The sequence below is a fragment of the Pseudomonas sp. P1_F7 genome (genome assembly GCF_056405655.1).
The window spans coordinates 277449-298036 of the sequence record NZ_JBFUBR010000014.1; the positions used below are offsets into that span (position 1 = coordinate 277449).

Here is a 20588-nt window from a genome sequence, read left to right on the forward strand (position 1 = left end):
CAAAAGATCGCAGCCTCCGGCAGCTCCTACAGGGGAACGGTGTATACCTGTAGGAGCTGCCGGAGGCTGCGATCTTTTCAACGGTTTAACGCTGTAACACCAGAATCCGCGACAACAACTCATCCCGGTCGACATAGCAACCCTGGAAATGCCGGGCGCCGGTGGCGGGGTCGAAGGCGTTGCGGGCATGCAGGGTGCGGCGGTTGTCGAAGCACCACAGCTCACCGGGATTGATCCGCTGCATCAACCTGAATCGAGGCTCGCGGGTCATCGCGATAAAGCGCCGGTAGGCCTGATACAGCCTTGGCATCTGCTCCACCGATGCATCGAACGGTCCGCGCAGAAAGTTTGCCATGCGGATTTCCGACACCTGCCCCAACGCATCCAGGGCAATGATCGGCGCCAGACAGCGGTAGTCGCTGTGACGGTCCTTGTTGCGAAACTCCACGGGGATTTCGCAGAGGCTTTTGAAGGATTCGGGGTCTTCCCGACGCAAGGCGTCGGCAATGGCAAAACCATCGACAAAAATGCTCTCGCCACCCTCGGCGTCATTGACCAGGCAATGCAGGAATTGCAGCCCCGGTTGCAACTCCCGGGTCGGCAAGTCGCTGTGCAGCGGCAGGTTGAAGGCGGTGTAGGCGTTGCTATCGGCGTCGGCCTTGGATTGCACGTTGAACAGCACGCCGAAATTGCTCTCGCGGATGAAGGAAATGCGTTGGGCGATCAGCTTCAACGAGCCGGGCTCGGTGGGTACGCCACGGACCTGGGTCAGTCCGACATCGCGCACGGCCAGCAACCATTGCAGCAAGGCGTCGGAGTCGTTCATCAGTGCTTGATACTCGAACACCGGCAACGATAAATCGTTGTGCCAGAGCCTGGCTTTCGGTTTGCCTGCCTGGCGTTCGGCACGGGATTCGTCGTCATAGGCATGGGCGCGCAGCCAGCCAGGGTCGAAGCGGCTTGAGTGGCCGTCCTGCCAATCAACCGCCAGGCAGCCATCGTTGTCGATACTGGCGTTATCGGGCATCAGATCTTCAGCCACATCGACGATTTCAAGCACTTGCTCGCGGGTCACGCTGTAGACGCACTGCGGGCACGGGCAGTTATCCCGCAGCCATTGATGGTGGAAAGGGCTGACGCGATTGTCGGCCCACTTCACCAGAACACGGTCCGCCAGGGTCTGCACGCCAGTCAGCGCGCTGATCAACGGATAGGTACGAAAGTCGGCAAATGCAGCAGCGGTGTTCATGGCGATCTCCTTGTTATTTTTTTTGGGGTAATGCGATCACTCGGCCAATGTACTCGGGTGTTGGCAGGTCCGCCTGTTCGGCGACGATAGCTTGCAGCCGGCCCAAGGACAGTTCGCTGAACGGCGCCGAACGCGGCCCGGCGAGATCCACGTGCAGCAGCATCTGTTCGTTGCCAGCAAGCTCCTGGGCATCACCGACCAGATGCAGGCTGTGATAGAGGTGAACGCGCTTGCTGTCGTGGGCGATGATTTGGGTGTGCACTTCGACCTGGGCGTCGAGCTTCACTTCGTGCAGGTAATTGAGGTGCAGTTCGAGGGTGAACAGCGAGTTGCCGCTGGCCTCGCGGCTGTTGCTGTCCAGGCCCAGGCGATCCATCAGGGCATCGGTGGCGTAGCTGAAGATCAGCAGGTAGAAGGCGTCGCGCAGGTGGCCGTTGTAATCGACCCAGTCGGGGATGATGGTGGTTTGGTAGGTGGTTAGGGTGGGCATCGTTTCTGATCCAATTTGTGTGGTGACTGGACTGCCGCTATCGCGAGCAAGCTCGCTCCCACAGGTGACCGAGTTGTATCAGACACCTGCGATCAAATGTGGGAGCGAGCTTGCTCGCGATGGGGTCAGCACTGCTGGCCCAAAGCCTGGGCTTACTCGCTGAAAGCCATCCCATGCTTCTCTTTGGTGGTCTTCACCGCCTCCAGCACCGCCAGCAGGCAGTCATCACGATAGCGCTCCAGCGCCGAAATGCTGTGTTTGCCCAGTTGATCGCTGGTGCCATCGACCACGTCGTCGATCAGTTTGTCGGTCAGCTCCGGTGCCGGCAGGTAGGTCCACGGCAATTGCAACGCTGGGCCGAACTGCGCCATGAAGTGGCGCATGCCGGCATCGCCACCGGCCAGGGTGTAGGTCAGGAAGGTGCCCATGAACGACCAGCGCAAGCCCGCGCCGAAGCGGATGGCATCGTCGATTTCGCCGGTGGTCGCCACGCCGTCGTTGACCAGGTGCAACGCTTCACGCCAAAGCGCTTCGAGCAGGCGGTCGGCGATGAAACCCGGTACTTCCTTGCGCACGTGCAGCGGGCGCATCCCCAGGGATTCATAGACCTTCATGGCCGCTTGCACCGCTTCAGGGGCGGTGTTTTTGCCACCGACCACTTCCACCAGTGGCAGCAGGTAAACCGGGTTGAACGGGTGACCGACCACGCAACGTTCCGGGTGCCTGGCACTCTCGTAGAACTCGCTCGGCAGCAGGCCGGAGGTGCTGGAGCCGATCAACGCATTAGGCTTGGCCGCCGCGCTGATTTTGCTGTGCAGGTCCAGTTTCAGCTCCAGCCGTTCCGGGGCGCTCTCCTGGATGAAATCGGCATCGCGAACGCACTCTTCGATGGTCGCGACAAAGCGCAGGCGATCCTGCGATGCACCCGGCGCCAGGCCTTGTTTCTCCAGCGCACCCCAGGCATTGGCGACGCGTTTGCGCAAGGCGGCTTCGGCACCGGGGGCCGGGTCCCAGGCCACTACATCCAGACCATGGGCGAGGGCGCGGGACACCCAGCCGCTGCCGATGACACCGCTGCCCAGCGCTGCGAAGGTTTTGATTTCGGTGATGAAGGTCATGGCAATTTCCTGAATTTGGCTCGGAAAAAAAACTGTGGGAGCGAGCTTGCTCGCGATGGCGGTATTCCTGCCGCAGATGATGCTTCGGATGTACCGACGTCATCGCGAGCAGGCTCGCTCCCACAGGGGGAAAGTGTGTAAGGGTCAACCGCGCTTGGTCAGGCCCATTTTTGCCCGGCCTTCAGCTGGGGTCAGGACGCGGGCACCGAGGCGGCTGAGGATTTCACCGGCGCGCTCGACCAGTTGGCCGTTGGTCGCCAGTACGCCCTTGTCCAGCCACAGGTTGTCTTCCAGCCCGACTCGCACGTTGCCGCCGAGCAACACCGCTTGCGCCGCCATCGGCATCTGCATGCGACCGATACCGAAGCCGGCCCAGACCGCGTCGGCCGGCAGGTTGTCGACCATGGCTTTCATGGTGGTGGTGTCCGCCGGCGCGCCCCACGGGATGCCCAGGCACAGCTGGAACAACGGGTTGTCGAGCAGACCTTCCTTGATCATCTGCTTGGCGAACCACAGGTGGCCGGTGTCGAAGATTTCCAGCTCGGCTTTCACGCCCAGCTCTTGAATACGTTTGGCGCCAGCGCGCAGCTGGGCCGGGGTGGAGACGTAAATGGTGTCGCCGTCGCCGAAGTTCAGGGTGCCACAGTCGAGGGTGCAGATTTCCGGCAGCAGTTCTTCGACGTGGGCCAGGCGGGTCAGCGGGCCGACAAGGTCGGTATTCGGGCCGAACTCCATCGGGTTCTCGCCGGCACCGATCTCCAGGTCGCCGCCCATGCCGGCGGTGAGGTTGACGATGATGTCGACGTCCGCCTCGCGGATGCGCTCCATCACTTCGCGGTACAGCGCCACGTCACGGCTGAACTTGCCGGTTTGCGGGTCACGCACATGGCAGTGAACCACGGTGGCGCCGGCCTTGGCGGCTTCCACGGCGGCAGCGGCGATTTGTTTCGGGGTGACCGGCACGTGTGGGCTCTTGGCGGTCGTGTCGCCAGCACCGGTGAGTGCGCAGGTGATGATGACGTCGTGGTTCATGAGGCGGTTCCTTACAGGCGAGTTTTTGGTTTTGGCCAGGTGTGACGGTCCCGTTCGCAGCCCGTCGGGGCTGCGACTCGGTGGTTCGTTCGGGTTTATTTACTGGTCAGTTTCAGGTTTTCAGCGGCCGGTTTGCCATCGAAGGTGGTGACGCCTTCAAGCCAGCGCTTTTTGTCCTGCGGGTGATCCTTGATCCATTGCTTGGCCGACTCGAAAGCGTCCTTGTGATCCAGCAGCGGCTGCATCATCCGGCTCTCGTCTTCGGCGGTGAACGTCAGGTTGCTCAGCAGGCGACCGATGTTCGGGCATTGCTCGGCGTATGTCGGTGCAGTGACGGTCCACACCGTGGCCTTTCCTTCGTCCGGCCCAAGGGCGTTTTCACTGCCGGTGAGGTAGGTCATTTTCACGTTGACGTTCATCGGGTGCGGCGCCCAGCCGAAGAACACCACGGCTTCGTTGCGACGTACGGCGCGATCCACGGCGGCGAGCATGCCGGCTTCACTGGACTCGACCAGCTGGAACTTGCCGAGGCCAAACTGGTTCTTGGAGATCATCGCCTTGATCTGGGTGTTGGCGCCCGAGCCAGGCTCGATGCCGTAGATCTTGCCGCCCAGTTCCTTTTCGAATTTGGCGATGTCAGCGAAGGTTTTCAGGCCCTTGTCGGCGAGGTAGGTCGGCACGGCTAGGGTCGCGCGGGCGTCTTGCAGGCTCGGGGCTTCAAGCACCTTGACCTGTTTGGCGTCGACGAACGGGGTGATGGTCTGGGTCATCAGCGGGTTCCAGTAGCCGAGGAACAGGTCCAGACGCTGGTCGCGGATCCCGGCGAAAATGATTTGCTGGGAGGCGCTGGTTTGTTTGGTGCTGTAGCCGAGGCCATCGAGCAATACCTGGGTCATGGCACTGGTCGCGATCACGTCGGTCCAGTTCACTACACCCATGCGCACGTTCTGGCACGCGGCGGGTTCGGCGGCCATGACACTGGCGCTCAGCAAAGCGGTACCACTGAGTGCAAGAACACAGCTGCTGATCAGTCGTTTCATCTCAGGTTCCTCGGCAGGTCGTTTATTGTGAGTTCCGGTGTCTGATGCGCCGGTGATGCCAAGTTACGCAGCAAAGCACCGATGAAAGCGCACTGCGGCGACCAGCTCTTGCACTGCAGCGACCTGTGCTCTTGAATGCCGCTGGCAAGTGGCGTATCAACATCCCTACGCTGCCCGCCCTCTCGTTACCTGGCCTCCTGTTACCTGCTAAGCGAGTGCGCTCCATGTCCCAGGATTTCTACTTCTTGTTGATGCCGGGTTTCTCGGCCATTGGATTTATCTCGGCCATCGAGCCGTTGCGGGTCGCCAATCGCTTTCGCGGCGAGCTCTATCGCTGGCATGTGCTGAGCGCCGATGGCGGGGCGGTGCTGGCCAGCAACGGCATGTCGGTCAACGCCGATGCGGCGCTGGAACCGTTGAAAAAAGGCGCGACGCTGCTGGTGGTCGCCGGGTTCGAACCCCTGAAGTTCACCACCCCGGCGCTGGAACACTGGTTGCGCCGCCTGGACAACGAAGGCGTGACCCTCGGTGCCATCGACACCGGCAGCTTCATCCTCGCCGAAGCCGGCCTGCTCGATGGCCATCGCCTGACCCTGCACTGGGAAGCCATCGATGCCTTCAAGGAGTCCTATCCACAGCTCAGCGTCACCCAGGAACTGTTCGAGATTGACCGCCGCCGCATCACCTCCGCCGGCGGCACCGCTTCCATTGATCTGATGCTGGATCTGATCGCCCAGGCCCACGGCCCCGATCTGGCGATCCAGGTCAGCGAGCAATTCGTGCTCGGCCGCATCCGCCCGCGCAAAGACCACCAGCGCATGGAAGTTGCCACCCGTTATGGCATCAGCAACAAGAAACTGGTGCATGTGATCGGTGAGATGGAACAGCACAGCGAACCGCCGCTGAGCACGCTGGAACTGGCGGAATCGATCAAGGTGACGCGGCGGCAACTGGAGCGCCTGTTTCGCCTGCATCTGAACGACACGCCGAGTAATTTCTATCTGCGGTTACGATTGGAAAAAGCGCGGCAGTTGCTGCGACAGACGGACATGAGCGTGCTGGAAGTGAGTATTGCCTGCGGGTTTGAATCCCCGTCGTATTTCACCCGCAGTTATCGGGCGAAATATGAGCGCTGTCCGAGGGAAGACCGGCGTACCGCCAAAGCCTGAACACCTGATAACCCTGTGGGAACGAGCTTGCTCGCGATGAGGTCGGCACATTCAACATTGATGTCGACTGCTCTACCGCCATCGCGAGCAAGCTCGCTCCCACAGGTTCTTGGTGTTCCGGTAGTTGATTTACTTCTTCATCAACGCCGAGCACGCCGCCTTATACGCTTCATGCTGATACTTGTTCAGCGTTCCCGGCAGTTCGAAGTTGTGCTTTTTGGCCTGGGCATTGATGGTCTGCGGCGAAAGCAAGGTCACCTCGCAATTCTCCAGCAACTGGAAAATCCCTTCGATCTTGAACGTCGTCGGCCCACCGGCGAATTCGCCTTTCTTGCTGCGCTTCTTGATCGCGATGCGGTCGATGGAATTCTCACGCACAAACGAAGCGACCTGAGCGGCGAACACTTTGACGTTGGCGGCTTCGTCGTCATCGTTCAGGGCAATTTTCTTGGTGGCGAGCGCGATATGGCTCAGCGCCTGACCGTCCAGCGTGGCCACGGCGATGATCGCTTCGCTGCCTTTGATTTCGATGCCGCAGACTTTCATGTTCAATCCCATTAGTGACAGAGGGTGTGCAGCTTACAGCTCAAGCTGGCTGGCAGTGATACCAAACGCCAAAGCGATTTTTTCGCGAGTGGCTTTACGGGGCTTGGCGACTGTTTCCTGTTGGGCAAAGGCAGGCTGGGTTATGCCCATGCGTTTGGCTACTTCATCCTGGGTAAGGTTCAAATGTTCGCGCCAGGCGCGGATAGGGGTAGCGCCATCGACGATACGGCTCACCACCTCATGGGGGATCAAGTCGGGCTCGATTTTCTGCGCCACGTATTGTGCATAGGGAATGACCACGAAGGCTGGATTGCCTTCGGCGTCGTTGATGATTTGGATGTCAGTAGGTGCGTTCATCGCGGAAAAATATAAGTCTTTTATAAGATTCGAGAATATTTGCTTATATTTTATCGGGCGACTACCAACAACATTTGTCGGCATGTTGCGTGAAAAGCCCGCAGAGCAGGGGCTTTGGACAGAAGCTGTAGGTCAGATCAGAGTGCTTTGTGGGAAAAGGGTTTTTTGGCGATTGAAAGCTGGTGGTGGTGCCAGCTTTCAGCAGGACATTCAGGACTATTCCTGCCCAATCGACTCCAAAAACTCCGACCGTTCATCACTCATTCGCGCCACGCAATCATTCTGCGCAATGGTGAACGCCTTGCTGCCAGCGGTGGCCGGGAAGGCTTCGACGGCGCAATCTGCGTCGCGGGTCTTCAGCCATTGCTGTTGGGCGGCTTTGATCTTGGCGGTGATGTCGGCCAGTTGCGACGGGTTTTTGCCGTACTGCGACTGCATGCGCTCGGTCAGGCCCTGGAGGTTCTCCTTGAGCAGGTCTTCGGCGGTGGTTTTGCTGAAGGCCGAGCATTCCAGTGTCTGGACGTCGTTTTCGACTTTGTCGCACGGGTTGTCGTCGGACACCTCCGCTGCGTGTACGCCGGTCGCAATCAGTGCCATTGCCAGAATGATCGATTTCATTATCGTCGCCGCTCTTGTCCAGTGAAGCATCCAGTGATGCGGCGAATTCTGGCCCAAGCCGAGGGCCTTGAACAGGTCGGAGATTGTGCCTGGCGACGACCCTTTGTCGCGGATTGACGCTTTCGGCAAACCCCCTGTCGTTTTTGCACCCGGTCGCCCCTGCACCGAGGCATATGCTGGCCCCAAAGCGCCGGCAGACGATTCGGCGCATGAATCGCTAATAGGGGACAGCCTGATGAGCCCAGCCGAATTGCACGCCGACAGCATCGTTATCGACGGGCTGATTATTGCCAAGTGGAACCGTGAACTGTTCGAAGACATGCGCAAGGGCGGTTTGACCGCGGCCAACTGCACCGTGTCGGTGTGGGAGGGCTTTCAGGCCACCGTCAACAACATCGCCGCGAGCCAGAAGCTGATCCGCGAGAACAGCGACCTGGTGATTCCGGTCCGCACCACCGCCGACATCCGTAAAGCCAAGGAGCAGGGCAAGACCGGCATCCTTTTCGGCTTCCAGAATGCCCACGCCTTTGAAGACCAGATCGGCTATGTCGAAGTCTTCAAGCAGCTTGGCGTCGGTATCGTGCAGATGTGCTACAACACCCAGAACCTGGTGGGCACCGGTTGCTACGAGCGTGACGGCGGCCTGTCGGGCTTCGGTCGCGAAATCGTCGCCGAGATGAACCGGGTTGGCGTGATGTGCGACCTGTCCCACGTCGGTTCCAAGACTTCCGAAGAAGTCATCCTCGAATCGAAGAAGCCGGTCTGCTACTCCCACTGCCTGCCGTCGGGGCTCAAGGAGCACCCGCGCAACAAGTCCGATGAAGAACTCAAGTTCATTGCCGACCACGGTGGTTTTGTCGGCGTGACCATGTTCGCGCCGTTCCTGGCCAAGGGTATCGATTCGACCATCGACGACTACGCCGAAGCCATCGAGTACGTGATGAATATCGTCGGCGAAGACGCCATCGGTATCGGTACCGACTTCACCCAGGGACACGGCCAGGACTTCTTCGAATACCTGACCCACGACAAGGGCTACGCCCGCCGCCTGACCAGCTTCGGCAAGATCATCAACCCGCTGGGCATCCGCACCGTGGGCGAGTTCCCGAACCTGACCGAGACCCTGCTCAAGCGCGGCCACTCCGAGCGCGTGGTGCGCAAGATCATGGGCGAGAACTGGGTCAACGTCTTGAAAGATGTCTGGGGCGAATAAACCGCCGCACTTCTGAATCCTTTCCCGCTGCCGTCCGTGCAGCGGGCAACACAACGAATTTTCTGGAGTTAAGTTTCCATGGCCAAGATCGCCCCGCAATTGCCAATCGAAGTCGACAGCGAAACCGGTGTCTGGACCTCCGACGCCCTGCCGATGCTGTACGTGCCGCGCCATTTCTTCGTCAACAACCACATGGGCATCGAGGAAGTGCTGGGCGCTGAAGCCTACGCCGAAATCCTCTACAAGGCCGGCTACAAGTCCGCTTGGCACTGGTGTGAAAAAGAAGCCGAATGCCACGGCCTGGAAGGCGTCGCGGTGTTCGAGCACTACATGAAGCGCCTGTCGCAGCGCGGCTGGGGCCTGTTCAAGATCCAGGACATCGACCTCGACAAAGGCACCGCCAGCGTCAAGCTCGAACACTCGGCATTCGTCTATGTGTACGGCAAGGTCGGGCGCAAGGTCGACTACATGTTCACTGGCTGGTTTGCAGGGGCCATGGACCAGATCCTCGCCGCTCGCGGCAGCAAGATCCGCACCGTGGCCGAACAAGTCTACGGTGGCTCCGAAGAGGGCCACGAAGACGGCTTGTTCACCGTCAAGCCGTTGTAAGTCGAGGAACCCGCCATGGCTTTCGAAGCAATGTTCCAGCCGATCCAGATCGGCAAACTGACCATCCGCAACCGCGTGCTCAGCACCGCGCACGCCGAGGTCTATGCCACCGACGGCGGCATGACCACCGACCGGTACGTCAAGTATTACGAAGAGAAAGCCAAGGGCGGGATCGGCCTGGCGATTTGCGGCGGCTCCTCCAGCGTGGCCATCGACAGCCCGCAAGGCTGGTGGAAGTCGGTGAACCTGGCGGATGACCGGATCATTCCGCACTTCCAGAACCTGGCCGATGCCATGCACAAGCATGGCGCCAAGATCATGATCCAGATTACCCACATGGGCCGTCGTTCCCGTTGGGATGGCGAGCACTGGCCAACCCTGCTGTCGCCGTCGGGCATCCGTGAACCGGTGCACCGTGCGACCTGCAAGACCATCGAGCCGGAAGAAATCTGGCGGGTGATCGGCAACTACGCCAGTGCTGCGGCGCGGGCCAAGGCCGGTGGCCTGGACGGCGTCGAATTGTCAGCCGTGCACCAGCACATGATCGACCAGTTCTGGAGCCCGCGGGTCAACAAGCGTACTGACGAATGGGGCGGCAGCTTCGAGAACCGCATGCGTTTCGGCCTGGAAGTGATCAAGGCTGTGCGCAAGGAAGTCGGTCCGGATTTCTGCGTCGGCATCCGTCTGTGCGGTGATGAATTCCACCCTGATGGCCTGAGCCATGAGGACATGAAGCAGATCGCCAAGTACTACGACGACACCGGCATGATCGACTTCATCGGCGTCGTGGGCTCGGGTTGCGACACCCACAACACCCTGGCCAACGTTATCCCCAACATGAGTTATCCACCGGAGCCATTCCTGCACTTGGCGGCCGGTATCAAGGAAGTGGTCAAGGCGCCTGTACTGCACGCGCAGAACATCAAGGACCCGAACCAGGCGACCCGCATTCTGGAGGGCGGCTACGTCGACATGGTCGGCATGACCCGCGCCCACATCGCCGACCCGCACCTGATCGCCAAGATCAAGATGGGCCAGGTCGACCAGATCAAACAGTGCGTCGGCGCCAACTACTGCATCGACCGCCAGTACCAGGGCCTGGACGTGCTGTGCATCCAGAATGCCGCGACCTCCCGTGAATACATGGGCGTGCCGCACATCATCGAGAAAACCACCGGCGTCAAACGCAAGGTGGTGGTGGTCGGTGCCGGCCCAGCCGGGATGGAAGCCGCTCGTGTGTCGGCCGAACGTGGCCACGACGTGACCCTGTTCGAGAAGAAAGAATTCATCGGCGGGCAGATCACCACCGCCTCGAAAGCCCCGCAGCGCGACCAGATCGCCGGCATCACCCGCTGGTTCCAGCTGGAGCTGGCACGGTTGAAAGTCGACCTGCGCCTGGGTACCGCGGCGGATGCGGCGACCATCCTGGACCTGCGTCCGGATGTGGTCGTATTGGCGGTGGGCGGTCATCCGTTCCTGGAGCAGAACGAACACTGGGGCGCGGCTGAAGGCCTGGTGGTCAGCAGCTGGGACGTGCTCGACGGCAAGGTGGCGCCGGGCAAGAACGTGCTGGTCTACGACACCATTTGCGAGTTCACCGGGATGTCGGTCGCCGACTACCTGGCCGACAAGGGCAGCCAGGTCGAGATCGTCACCGACGACATCAAGCCGGGTGTGGCCATTGGCGGTACGTCGTTCCCGACTTACTACCGCAGCATGTACCCCAAAGAAGTGATCATGACCGGCGACATGATGCTGGAGAAGGTCTACCGCGAAGGCGACAAGCTGGTGGCGGTGCTGGAAAACGAATACACCGGCGCCAAAGAGGAGCGGGTGGTGGACCAGGTGGTGGTGGAAAACGGCGTGCGTCCGGACGAAGAAATCTACTACTCGCTGAAGGAAGGCTCGCGCAACAAAGGCCAGATGGACATCGAAGCCTTGTTCGCGATCAAGCCGCAACCTTCGCTGAGCACCACGGGCGACGGCTACTTGCTGTTCCGCATCGGCGACTGCGTGGCTCAGCGTAATACACACGCTGCGATCTATGACGCGCTGCGGTTGTGCAAGGATTTCTAAGAGCTTGTGGATAACCCTTGTAGGAGCGAGCTTGCTCGCGATGGACATGAACGATGACGCGGGAAGTCTGACTTAGCGCGGCGTTCTCAGGTTTTTCGCGAGCAAGCTCGCTCCTACAAGGAATCGGGCAAGGCATCCAGGTAGTTTGGCCTGCAAGACCCTGCGGTCTTTGGGAGCTTCACCTATGTTGAACACCCTTCTTCCAATCCTGTTGTTCGCAGCCATCGGCCTTGGTGTCTTGGGCGCGTTGCGGCGGGTGGCCATGTGGCGCCGGGGCCGGGCTTCGAAAGTCGACCTGATCGGCGGCCTGTTCGCCATGCCCAAGCGCTATATGGTCGACTTGCACCATGTGGTCGCGCGGGACAAATACATTGCCAACACCCACGTCGCCACGGCCGGCGGTGCGGTGGCGTCCATCGTGCTGGCGATTCTGGTGCATGGTTTCGGCCTGCATAACCGCTTCCTCGGCTACGCACTGCTGTTGATGACAGCGGTGATGTTCGTCGGCGCGATCTTTGTTTACCTGCGTCGGCGCAATCCGCCGTCGCGCCTGTCGAAAGGCCCGTGGATGCGCCTGCCGAAAAGCCTGCTGGCGTTCTCGGTCTCGTTCTTCCTGTTGACCCTGCCGGTGGCCGGGATCCTGCCGGAAAACTTCGGTGGCTGGCTGTTGGCGGCGATTCTCGGGGTTGGCGTGTTGTGGGGCGTGTCGGAACTGTTCTTCGGCATGACCTGGGGCGGGCCGATGAAGCACGCCTTTGCCGGTGCGCTGCACCTGGCCTGGCACCGTCGCGCCGAACGCTTCGGTGGCGGTCGTTCCACGGGCCTCAAGCCTCTGGACTTGAACGACCCGACCGCGCCACTGGGCGTGGAAAAACCCAAGGATTTCACCTGGAACCAGTTGCTCGGCTTCGACGCCTGCGTGCAGTGCGGTAAATGCGAAGCGGCGTGCCCGGCGTTCGCTGCCGGCCAGCCGCTGAACCCGAAAAAACTGATTCAGGACATGGTCGTCGGCCTTGCCGGTGGCACCGATGCAAAATTCGCTGGCAGCCCATATCCGGGCAAGGCTATTGGCGAGCATTCAGGGAACCCACATCAACCGATCGTCAATGGTCTGGTGGATGCCGAGACCCTGTGGTCGTGCACCACCTGCCGCGCCTGCGTCGAGGAATGCCCGATGATGATCGAGCACGTCGATGCCATCGTCGACATGCGCCGCCATCTGACCCTGGAAAAAGGCGCCACCCCGAACAAGGGCGCGGAAGTCCTGGAAAACCTCATCGCCACCGACAACCCGGGCGGCTTCGCGCCGGGCGGGCGGATGAACTGGGCAGCAGACTTGAACCTCAATCTGCTGAGCGAAAAGAAATCCACCGACGTGCTGTTCTGGGTCGGCGACGGCGCCTTCGACATGCGCAACCAGCGCACCCTGCGCGCCTTCGTCAAAGTGCTCAAGGCGGCGAAAATCGACTTCGCCGTGCTCGGCCTCGAAGAACGCGACAGCGGTGACGTGGCCCGGCGCCTGGGCGACGAAGCGACCTTCCAGCTGTTGGCCAAACGCAACATCCAGACCCTGGCCAAGTACAGCTTCAACCGCATCGTCACCTGCGATCCACACAGCTTCCACGTGCTGAAAAACGAGTACGGCGCGTTTGATGGCAACTACCTGGTGCAGCACCACAGCACCTACATGGCGGAAATCATCGATGCTGGCGCGCTCAATCTCGGTCAGCACAAAGGCGACAGCGTGACCTACCACGACCCGTGCTACCTCGGCCGCTACAACGGCGAATACGAGGCACCGCGCCAGGTGTTGCGCGCCCTCGGGATCGAAGTGAAAGAGATGCAACGTTCCGGCTTCCGTTCGCGCTGCTGCGGCGGTGGTGGCGGCGCGCCGATCACCGACATTCCCGGCAAGCAGCGGATTCCCGACATGCGCATGGATGACATCCGCGAAACCGGCGCCGAACTGGTGGCCGTGGGTTGTCCACAATGCACCGCGATGCTTGAAGGCGTGGTCGAACCCCGGCCGATGATCAAGGACATTGCCGAACTGGTGGCTGATGCGCTGCTCGAAGACGCCGCGCCGGGAAAGCCTTCGGCACCGGCCAAACGTGAACCTGCGGAGGTGCACTGATGAGCGACATTATCCGCCGCGACCCTCGGGCCGAATGGATTGCCCGCAACCGTCTGCACCCGCTGCACGCGGCCATGCAGCCGGCGCAACACAGCTGGATGGGGCCTAACGGCGTCATCCGCAAGAATCCCCATGGCATCGGTTTCATTGGCCCCAACGGCATCAAGCGTATCGACCGTAGCGGCGCTCAGCAGGGTGGCGCGACCAAGCGCACGGCTGCCGTCGAAGTGCAATTGCCGCTGCATCAGGTGCCCGCGCCGGCGTTTTACATCAGCGTGGTGCCGGACATGGTCGGTGGTCGCTTGAGCAGCCACGACCGCGACTTGTTGGGCCTGGCCCATCAACTGGCCGGCAAGGACGGTGCGGTGCTGGCCGTGGTCTTCGGCGAGCACAAGGAAAACGCTTTCGCCACGACGGGCGTCGACCGCCTGCTGGTGCTGGATGGCGAAGAATTCAACGGTTATGCACCGGAACAACGGGTCCAGGGCCTGCGGGCTGTGGATAACCAGTTCAGCCCGCGCCACTGGTTGCTGCCGGACAGCCGCAGTGGCGGCGGCGAACTCGGTCGACGTTTTGCCGCGGCACTGGGCGAGCGCCCGGCCACGCGGGTTTGGCAGGTCAAGGATCAGGAGTGCATCGGCCGCGCCGGCGCGGGTCTGCAAGACCTTGCCCGTCCGCTGGCGCGATTGATTCTGGCGGCTGTCGAGTGCGCCGAACCGGTCAGCGAAACCCGTCACGAAGCGCTGCCCGTGGAGTTATCCACAACCGTGGCGCGCAGCCTGTCACGGATCGAAGATCTGGGCGCGGTGGCAGTCGATCCGGCGGCAATCCCCATGGCCGAAGCCGAGTTCATTTTCTCCGGCGGCAACGGGGTCAAGGACTGGGGGCTTTTCCACCAGACCGCCGAAGCTCTCGGCGCGACGGAAGGCGCATCGCGGGTGGCGGTGGACGACGGCTTCATGGCCCGCGATCGTCAGGTCGGGGCATCCGGTACCTGGGTTACTGCACGGGTCTATGTGGCGGTGGGGATTTCCGGGGCGATCCAGCACCTGCAAGGCATCGGTGCCTGCGACAAGGTGGTGGCGATCAACCTCGACCCCGGCTGCGACATGATCAAGCGTGCCGACCTCTCGGTGATCGGCGAGAGCGCGGAGATTCTTCAAGCCTTGATCGAGGCGGTAGAGGCTTACCGCAACGACGCCAAGCGCGATGCGGCTTAAGGGAAGGAAAGGGTTATGAGCACGAAAATCATCAGCCTGGTGTCTATCGGCGCCCACCCGACGTCCGGTCGGCCCCGCCGCGCGGAACAGGATGCGCGGGCGGTAGAACTGGGCCTGCAACTGGCTGGGGATAACTTGCAGGTGCTGCATGCCGGTGACATCGCCGAGCCTGCATTGCGCGCTTACCTGGGCATGGGTCTTGAGCAACTGCATGTGCTGGAGCAACCGCAAGGCGCCGACGCGATACCGGCACTGACCGAGTATCTGCGCGATGCCGGTGCTCAGGTGGTGTTGACCGGCAGCCAGGCGGAAACCGGCGAAGGCTCGGGCATGTTGCCCTTCTTGCTGGCCGAAAGCCTGGGCTGGCCGCTGGTGGTGGGGCTGGCGCAGGTCGAGTCCATCGATGGCGGTTCGGCGTTGGTGCTGCAAGCCTTGCCGCGCGGTCAACGTCGTCGTCTGAAGGTGCGCCTGCCGTTCCTGGCGACTGTGGATAACGCCGCGCCCAAGCCTCGCCAGAGCGCTTACGGCCCGGCCCGACGCGGCGTGCTGCAAGCGCAGGACGTCGAGGTCATCGACGATGAACTGCTCGCGGTCGCCACCCTGCAACCGGCCAAGCCACGGCCCAAGCGCCTGAAGGTGATCAAGGCCAAGAGCGGTGCCGACCGCATGAAGGCCGCGACGGCCAAGGCCAGTGGTGGAGGCGGGCAGGTGCTCAAGGGTGTGACGGCTCAGGCCGGCGCCGAGGCGATTCTCAAACTGCTGATTGAAGAAGGTGTAGTTCGCTAGCAAACACTGTGGGGGCGGCTTGTTCGCGAAAGCGTCGTATCAGGCGGCATTGATGTCGACTGATACTCCGTCATCGCGAGCAAGCTCGCTCCCACAGGATCTCTTCGTCCCGCACCACACTCGTCAGCCCGGTGAGCTACAGTTTTCTATGCGCTGATCAAGGGTGCGGCATGCTTTCGGGAGTTTTCAGACATTCAGCGCTGACTCATAAAACCCTGTTTTTATGACTGGTCTGAATATGAGGACTTTCGCTCTTCTGTTGCTCTTTGCATTGGCCATGTGGTTATCCACAGGCTTGATCTCTGCCGCCCAGACACAAGCGTCCGAGGCTGATCAGGATTTTTACCGCTGGATAGACTCCGAACAGGGTCGTAGCGCGTCCCTGGCGCAACTGCGGCAACAGTGCGACAAGGTGCTGGATGCCGATAGACACCTCAGCTGCTCGGTGACGGTCTTCGCCAGATTGCTCGAAGCCAAAGCCGCCAACCAAATCCCCGAATACTATCTGGCGATCAAGACCAAGCATGCTGGGGCGATTGCGGCCAGCGCCGATCTGAAGCCTCTGTTCTCCACGTTCGGCAGCAAATCACTGGCTATCCTGGCGGCGACCGGTGATTTCACGGTCAACGGTTCGGCGCGGCATGAGGTGCTGCCGCTCCATCCGTATGCCGGCGACTTTTACATCGCTGAGCAAGTGCTCCCATTTATCGAGGTCGGCGCGGCCAATGGTGTCTCGGCGCGTTTTGTACTGGACACGGGCGCACCGCAAACCCGGGTTAACATCGACACTGCGAAACAGATGGGCATCAGGTTGTTGCCCGATGCTTTTTATCGCTACAGCACGTTTTATGGCGAAAAGGACTTGGCCGCGAGACTGGGAATTCTCCGGTCGCTGAAAGTCGGCACCCGCGAGTTCAGGAACGTCCTGGTCTTTGTCAGCGACCGGGATAATCTGTTGGGGCTGGATCTGATCAGCAAGCTGGGGCGCTTGAAGATCACCAGCAGAACACTGGAGCTGAATCCGCCGCCCGCCACACGCTGTGATGCGTCGATTGTCATTAGCCGCCTGGATCTCAATCAACGGTTGGTGATGGCCGCACAGCTGGATCGCCGGGCAACGCAGGCCATCATCGATACCGGAAATGTCGACTACCTGACGGCCTCGTCGCCCGGCAGGCAAGTCAGCGTTGTGCAGGCGCTGACACCGGGCAGCTCGAACGGTTACACCAACACCAACACCAACACCAACACCAAGCGCTTCCAACGCTTCGTCGGCATATTGGCCCTGCAAGGCAACACCATGGCGGTCACCTACAAATACTACCTGGGCTTTACCATCCCGCCGTCGCTGATTGGTGGGCAATACGTCCCGTCGATATTGCTCGGATGGCGCGCGTTCAAAGACTTTGAATTGAACCTGGACCTGGATTCAGGTCGCTCATGTCTCAATAAAGTCTGAACAACTTCGGTGTTTACCCACAATCCCTGTTGGTGGTTCTGTGGATAACATGTTCGCCCCTCGCTACACCCCATACAAATCAAGCCCTGCAAGGTGTCGTTCAAAAAACAACCAGCCTTGCTCGTGGTTTTTCCAAGCTTTTTCAAGGGGATAAGTGCTGCTGTGGATGCAGACTTGCCCCCAATCTCTGTTGGCGCTTCTGTGGATAAGATGTTTGCTATCGGCTGTAGGCCTTATAAACAGCGGCTTTCATGGTTGCGATCAAAAAGTGATCAATTGGTATATCTGAGCCATGGAATTCCACGCAAACACCGGTTTCTTGCGGGTTGTAGCGGTTTTCCACAGAACCTTCGAAGTTAACCCCAAAGTCTGTTGGCGCTTCTGTGGATAAGGTGTTCGCCATCCTCTGAAAGCTATGCAGGCCGTACCTTTTAGGCTTCTGATCAAAAAATGACCAGTCCGCCCATGGAAGCATGCTTCTGGATAAGTCACGATTTTTCTTTGGTTTTTGTGGAGAAATTTTGCAGTCTTTCCACAGTTGTCCCCAATAGCTGTGGGTGGAGATGTGGATAACTTGTTTGTGGAAGGCTGGGAGGTGCAGCGGGCATAGGTCTGAACGAGATAGATCATATTTCGTACAGTTCTAATGAGGAGAGGAATTACCGGGAGGAGTGTGTTGATACAGAGGGCGCCATCGCGAGCAAGCTCGCTCCCACAGTGGATTTGTGAACGACACAGATCGAGTGTGGGAGCGAGCTTGCTCGCGATGCTTTTGATGTTTAGCCGCTAACCGGAACCCCTTTGAGGTACGGCGCAGGCTCGGCCCCCAGGTTGTTCAGCAGACGCTCGCTGTACCAGTCCACGAAGTTCACCACGCCGAACTCATAGGTCTTGGAGTACGGGCCAGGCTGGTACGCGCTGGAGTTGATGCCGCGCTGGTTCTCTTCGGCCAGGCGACGGTCCTGGTCGTTGGTGGCGTCCCAGACCTGGCGCATGCGCTCCACGTCGTAGTCCACACCTTCGACCGCGTCCTTGTGCACGATCCACTTGGTGGTGACCATGGTTTCCTGGGCGCTGATCGGCCACACGGTGAACACGATGATGTGATCGCCCATGCAGTGGTTCCAGGAGTGGGGCAGATGCAGGATGCGCATCGAGCCCAGGTCCGGGTTCTTGATGCGGCCCATCAGCTTGGCGCAGCCCTGTTTGCCGTCCATGGTCATCGACACGGTGCCCTTGAGCAGCGGCATGCGCACGATGCGGTTACGCAGGCCGAAGCTGGCGTGGGCGTAAGGGATCTTCTCGGCTTCCCAGGCAGCGGCGGAGGCGGCCACGTGGTCCTTGAACGCCTGGTCGGCGCGCGGATCGGTGACGTCGTCCCATTCCAGCAGGGTTTTCAGCAGTTCCGGGTGCGACGCGTTGCAGTGGTAGCACTCGCGGTTGTTTTCCAGCACCAGTTTCCAGTTGGCCTTTTCCATCAAGGTGGTTTGCACCGCCACCTTGGTGTTCTCCATGTCGTACGGTTCCATGTAGTGGTTGAGCGTCGACAGGAAGTCATCGATGGCCGGCGGGTTCTCCGCCAGGCTGATGAAAATGTAGCCGCCGGCGGTCTTCACGTTTACCGGTTTGAGGCCGTACTGGTTCATGTCGAAGTCGGCGCCCATTTCGGTGCCGGCGAATAGCAGGCGGCCGTCGAGTTCGTAGGTCCACTGGTGGTAGTGGCAAACCAGCTTGGCAACCTTGCCCTTGTCGCTGGTGCACAGGCGCGAGCCACGGTGGCGGCAGACGTTGTGGAACGCGTGCACCACGCCTTCGGCGCCGCGGATCACGATGATCGGGTTCTTGCCGATTTGCAGGGTCAGGTAGTTGCCCTTGGCAGGGATCTCGCAGGTCATGCCGGCGATCAACCACTCTTTCTGAAAGATTTCCTGCATGTCGATATCAAACAGGCGCTCGTCGGAGTAAAACGGCTGCGGCAGCGAGAAGGTGCGCTCGCGCTCTTGCAGCATCTGTGCGGTGGCCTTGCGTGCGGGTTCCAGCGGATCGCCCAGGCTCAGGGTAGTAGTGACGTCCATCGTTTAATCCTCAAGGCCATTCTGTGTGGCCGGCGAAAGTGGCTGATCAGGGTTGCTACGCAAGGTGTAATGGTTGTGTCTTGGTATGGGGCGAGTGTGGGGCCGGCGCTGGCCAGAACCTTATCCATGGGCGACATGGTGCAATCTGTTCCCGACGCGCAAGCCCCGGTCGTTGGGGGCTGGTCGCGATAAGCATGTCAATGTCGCAGATAGGTAAATGGGTGGTTCGCGCTATACGCAGAATCGCCAACATGAAGGCCGACAGTCGGCCGTGGAGATCAGCATGTCCAATAGTTTCCTGAATCCGGTAACCACCCAGACCTGGGCCAATGGTCGACACATCGTCCGTTGCGTCAAAGTCATCCAGGAAACCTGGGATGTGCGCACCTTTTGCTTCATGGCCGACCAGCCGATCCTGTTCTTCTTCAAGCCGGGGCAGTTTGTCACCCTGGAGCTGGAGATTGAAGGCCAGCCGATCATGCGTTCGTACACCATTTCCAGTTCGCCATCGGTGCCGTACAGCTTTTCGGTAACCATCAAGCGGGTGCCGGGCGGCAAGGTGTCCAACTGGTTGCACGACACCCTGCACGAAGGCCAGGAGCTGGCGGTGCACGGGCCGGTCGGGTTGTTCAATGCCATGGACTTCACCGCGCCGAAGGTACTCTACCTAAGCGGCGGCGTTGGTATCACGCCGGTCATGTCCATGGCGCGCTGGTTCTACGACACCAACGGCAATGTCGACATGGTGTTTATCCACAGCGCCCGCTCGCCTAAAGACATCATTTACCACCGTGAGCTGGAACACATGGCGTCGCGGATCGACAACTTCAACCTGCACCTGATCTGCGAGAAGCACGGTATGGGTGAGCCCTGGGCCGGTTATCGCGGTTACCTGAACCACAGAATGCTTGAATTGATGGCGCCTGACTTCCTTGAGCGCGAAGTATTCTGCTGCGGCCCGACACCGTATATGAATGCGGTCAAGCGCTTGCTGGAAGCTGCTGGCTTCGACATGTCGCGTTATCACGAAGAATCCTTCGGTGCGACCCCGCCAGAGGCGCGCGCTGACGCCGTGGAACACGCCGAACAAGCGGCCGAGGCACCGGAAGTCGACGCCGCTGACTTGCATCAAGTGGAATTCACCACCTCCGGCAAGAGCATCCGCGTGGCCCCGGGCGAGACCGTGCATGCGGCGGCGGCCAAGGTCGGTCTGATGATTCCGAAAGCTTGCGGCATGGGGATTTGCGGGACGTGCAAGGTGTTGAAGCTGGGTGGTGAAGTGGAGATGGAGCACAACGGCGGGATCACCGAGGAAGACGAAGCGGATGGGTTCATCCTGTCGTGCTGCAGCGTGCCGAAGGGGGATGTGCGGATCGAGTTCTGATAAACACCATCTC

Annotated in this window: 18 protein-coding genes; 9 read left to right on the forward strand and 9 right to left on the reverse strand. The window is 60.4% G+C overall.

Annotation, left to right across the window (positions count from 1 at the left end; genetic code table 11):
• Nucleotides 1-85: 85 nt before the first annotated feature.
• The 5 genes from AC1D1M_RS22275 to AC1D1M_RS22295 all read right to left on the reverse strand — a co-directional run bounded on the left by AC1D1M_RS22275 (nucleotide 86) and on the right by AC1D1M_RS22295 (nucleotide 4929).
• Nucleotides 86-1249, reverse strand: coding sequence for a gamma-butyrobetaine dioxygenase (locus AC1D1M_RS22275; protein ID WP_477777271.1), 1164 nt, complete (start codon nucleotides 1247-1249; stop codon nucleotides 86-88).
• 13 nt (nucleotides 1250-1262) lie between these two features.
• Nucleotides 1263-1739 carry a thioesterase family protein gene (locus tag AC1D1M_RS22280; protein WP_477777272.1) on the reverse strand — a complete coding sequence of 159 codons (477 nt, stop codon included), beginning with the start codon at nucleotides 1737-1739 and terminating at the stop codon, nucleotides 1263-1265.
• Nucleotides 1740-1891: 152 nt separating this feature from the next.
• The gene (locus AC1D1M_RS22285) at nucleotides 1892-2857 is read right to left on the reverse strand and encodes an L-carnitine dehydrogenase (protein ID WP_477777273.1); all 966 of its coding nucleotides are present in this window, start codon (nucleotides 2855-2857) and stop codon (nucleotides 1892-1894) included.
• A 144-nt stretch (nucleotides 2858-3001) separates the two neighbouring features.
• The gene (gene cdhC / locus AC1D1M_RS22290) at nucleotides 3002-3889 is read right to left on the reverse strand and encodes a 3-dehydrocarnitine:acetyl-CoA trimethylamine transferase CdhC (RefSeq protein WP_008048151.1); all 888 of its coding nucleotides are present in this window, start codon (nucleotides 3887-3889) and stop codon (nucleotides 3002-3004) included.
• 95 nt (nucleotides 3890-3984) lie between these two features.
• Nucleotides 3985-4929 (reverse strand): choline ABC transporter substrate-binding protein, encoded by a 945-nt coding sequence (locus AC1D1M_RS22295; RefSeq protein WP_477777274.1) that lies wholly within the window; start codon nucleotides 4927-4929, stop codon nucleotides 3985-3987.
• Between the two features lie 224 nt (nucleotides 4930-5153).
• Here AC1D1M_RS22295 and AC1D1M_RS22300 point away from each other — a divergent pair, with 224 nt between their 5' ends.
• Nucleotides 5154-6098 carry a GlxA family transcriptional regulator gene (locus AC1D1M_RS22300; protein ID WP_223546977.1) on the forward strand — a complete coding sequence of 315 codons (945 nt, stop codon included), beginning with the start codon at nucleotides 5154-5156 and terminating at the stop codon, nucleotides 6096-6098.
• Nucleotides 6099-6227: 129 nt separating this feature from the next.
• Here AC1D1M_RS22300 and AC1D1M_RS22305 read toward each other — a convergent pair whose 3' ends face one another.
• From AC1D1M_RS22305 to AC1D1M_RS22315, 3 genes are all read right to left on the reverse strand, one after another.
• Complete coding sequence (locus AC1D1M_RS22305) at nucleotides 6228-6644, reverse strand: DUF3010 family protein (RefSeq protein ID WP_477777275.1); 417 nt, start codon at nucleotides 6642-6644, stop codon at nucleotides 6228-6230.
• 33 nt (nucleotides 6645-6677) lie between these two features.
• Nucleotides 6678-7001 carry a helix-turn-helix domain-containing protein gene (locus AC1D1M_RS22310; RefSeq protein ID WP_056726566.1) on the reverse strand — a complete coding sequence of 108 codons (324 nt, stop codon included), beginning with the start codon at nucleotides 6999-7001 and terminating at the stop codon, nucleotides 6678-6680.
• A gap of 216 nt (nucleotides 7002-7217) precedes the next feature.
• Nucleotides 7218-7619: a lysozyme inhibitor LprI family protein gene (locus AC1D1M_RS22315; protein ID WP_477777276.1), complete on the reverse strand. Its 402-nt coding sequence runs from the start codon at nucleotides 7617-7619 to the stop codon at nucleotides 7218-7220.
• A gap of 235 nt (nucleotides 7620-7854) precedes the next feature.
• On the opposite strand from AC1D1M_RS22315, the gene AC1D1M_RS22320 reads away from it, so the two are divergent.
• From AC1D1M_RS22320 to AC1D1M_RS22350, 7 genes are all read left to right on the forward strand, one after another.
• On the forward strand, nucleotides 7855-8832 hold the full coding sequence (locus AC1D1M_RS22320; RefSeq protein WP_032829497.1) for a dipeptidase: 978 nt from the start codon (nucleotides 7855-7857) through the stop codon (nucleotides 8830-8832).
• Nucleotides 8833-8910: 78 nt separating this feature from the next.
• Nucleotides 8911-9441: a DUF5943 domain-containing protein gene (locus AC1D1M_RS22325; RefSeq protein WP_008048169.1), complete on the forward strand. Its 531-nt coding sequence runs from the start codon at nucleotides 8911-8913 to the stop codon at nucleotides 9439-9441.
• 15 nt (nucleotides 9442-9456) lie between these two features.
• A complete protein-coding gene (gene dgcA, locus AC1D1M_RS22330; RefSeq protein WP_477777277.1) occupies nucleotides 9457-11517 on the forward strand; it encodes a dimethylglycine demethylation protein DgcA in 2061 nt (686 codons plus the stop codon).
• A 184-nt stretch (nucleotides 11518-11701) separates the two neighbouring features.
• On the forward strand, nucleotides 11702-13651 hold the full coding sequence (gene dgcB / locus AC1D1M_RS22335; protein ID WP_477777278.1) for a dimethylglycine demethylation protein DgcB: 1950 nt from the start codon (nucleotides 11702-11704) through the stop codon (nucleotides 13649-13651).
• On the forward strand, nucleotides 13651-14871 hold the full coding sequence (gene etfA / locus AC1D1M_RS22340) for an electron transfer flavoprotein subunit alpha (protein WP_477777279.1): 1221 nt from the start codon (nucleotides 13651-13653) through the stop codon (nucleotides 14869-14871). Before dgcB ends, etfA begins: the two co-directional genes overlap by 1 nt.
• Nucleotides 14872-14886: 15 nt before the next feature.
• Complete coding sequence (gene etfB, locus AC1D1M_RS22345) at nucleotides 14887-15657, forward strand: electron transfer flavoprotein subunit beta (RefSeq protein WP_477777280.1); 771 nt, start codon at nucleotides 14887-14889, stop codon at nucleotides 15655-15657.
• A gap of 277 nt (nucleotides 15658-15934) precedes the next feature.
• Nucleotides 15935-17116 carry a retropepsin-like aspartic protease gene (locus AC1D1M_RS22350; RefSeq protein ID WP_477777281.1) on the forward strand — a complete coding sequence of 394 codons (1182 nt, stop codon included), beginning with the start codon at nucleotides 15935-15937 and terminating at the stop codon, nucleotides 17114-17116.
• 779 nt (nucleotides 17117-17895) lie between these two features.
• Here AC1D1M_RS22350 and gbcA read toward each other — a convergent pair.
• On the reverse strand, nucleotides 17896-19191 hold the full coding sequence (gbcA, locus tag AC1D1M_RS22355; RefSeq protein ID WP_477777282.1) for a glycine-betaine demethylase subunit GbcA: 1296 nt from the start codon (nucleotides 19189-19191) through the stop codon (nucleotides 17896-17898).
• A 283-nt stretch (nucleotides 19192-19474) separates the two neighbouring features.
• Here gbcA and gbcB point away from each other — a divergent pair, with 283 nt between their 5' ends.
• Nucleotides 19475-20575: a glycine-betaine demethylase subunit GbcB gene (gbcB, locus tag AC1D1M_RS22360; RefSeq protein WP_477777283.1), complete on the forward strand. Its 1101-nt coding sequence runs from the start codon at nucleotides 19475-19477 to the stop codon at nucleotides 20573-20575.
• Nucleotides 20576-20588 lie beyond the last annotated feature (13 nt).

Bases quoted from the DNA above. Each gene is read 5' to 3' on its own strand.
- AC1D1M_RS22280 (WP_477777272.1), bottom strand. From the start codon at position 1,739: ATGCCCACCCTAACCACCTACCAAACCACCATCATCCCCGACTGGGTC.
- gbcA (WP_477777282.1), bottom strand. From the start codon at position 19,191: ATGGACGTCACTACTACCCTGAGCCTGGGCGATCCGCTGGAACCCGCA.
- AC1D1M_RS22325 (WP_008048169.1), top strand. From the start codon at position 8,911: ATGGCCAAGATCGCCCCGCAATTGCCAATCGAAGTCGACAGCGAAACC.
- etfA (WP_477777279.1), top strand. From the start codon at position 13,651: ATGAGCGACATTATCCGCCGCGACCCTCGGGCCGAATGGATTGCCCGC.
- AC1D1M_RS22275 (WP_477777271.1), bottom strand. From the start codon at position 1,249: ATGAACACCGCTGCTGCATTTGCCGACTTTCGTACCTATCCGTTGATC.
- AC1D1M_RS22310 (WP_056726566.1), bottom strand. From the start codon at position 7,001: ATGAACGCACCTACTGACATCCAAATCATCAACGACGCCGAAGGCAAT.
- AC1D1M_RS22285 (WP_477777273.1), bottom strand. From the start codon at position 2,857: ATGACCTTCATCACCGAAATCAAAACCTTCGCAGCGCTGGGCAGCGGT.
- AC1D1M_RS22320 (WP_032829497.1), top strand. From the start codon at position 7,855: ATGAGCCCAGCCGAATTGCACGCCGACAGCATCGTTATCGACGGGCTG.
- dgcB (WP_477777278.1), top strand. From the start codon at position 11,702: ATGTTGAACACCCTTCTTCCAATCCTGTTGTTCGCAGCCATCGGCCTT.
- AC1D1M_RS22315 (WP_477777276.1), bottom strand. From the start codon at position 7,619: ATGAAATCGATCATTCTGGCAATGGCACTGATTGCGACCGGCGTACAC.
- etfB (WP_477777280.1), top strand. From the start codon at position 14,887: ATGAGCACGAAAATCATCAGCCTGGTGTCTATCGGCGCCCACCCGACG.
- dgcA (WP_477777277.1), top strand. From the start codon at position 9,457: ATGGCTTTCGAAGCAATGTTCCAGCCGATCCAGATCGGCAAACTGACC.
- AC1D1M_RS22300 (WP_223546977.1), top strand. From the start codon at position 5,154: ATGTCCCAGGATTTCTACTTCTTGTTGATGCCGGGTTTCTCGGCCATT.
- AC1D1M_RS22305 (WP_477777275.1), bottom strand. From the start codon at position 6,644: ATGAAAGTCTGCGGCATCGAAATCAAAGGCAGCGAAGCGATCATCGCC.
- AC1D1M_RS22350 (WP_477777281.1), top strand. From the start codon at position 15,935: ATGTGGTTATCCACAGGCTTGATCTCTGCCGCCCAGACACAAGCGTCC.
- cdhC (WP_008048151.1), bottom strand. From the start codon at position 3,889: ATGAACCACGACGTCATCATCACCTGCGCACTCACCGGTGCTGGCGAC.
- gbcB (WP_477777283.1), top strand. From the start codon at position 19,475: ATGTCCAATAGTTTCCTGAATCCGGTAACCACCCAGACCTGGGCCAAT.
- AC1D1M_RS22295 (WP_477777274.1), bottom strand. From the start codon at position 4,929: ATGAAACGACTGATCAGCAGCTGTGTTCTTGCACTCAGTGGTACCGCT.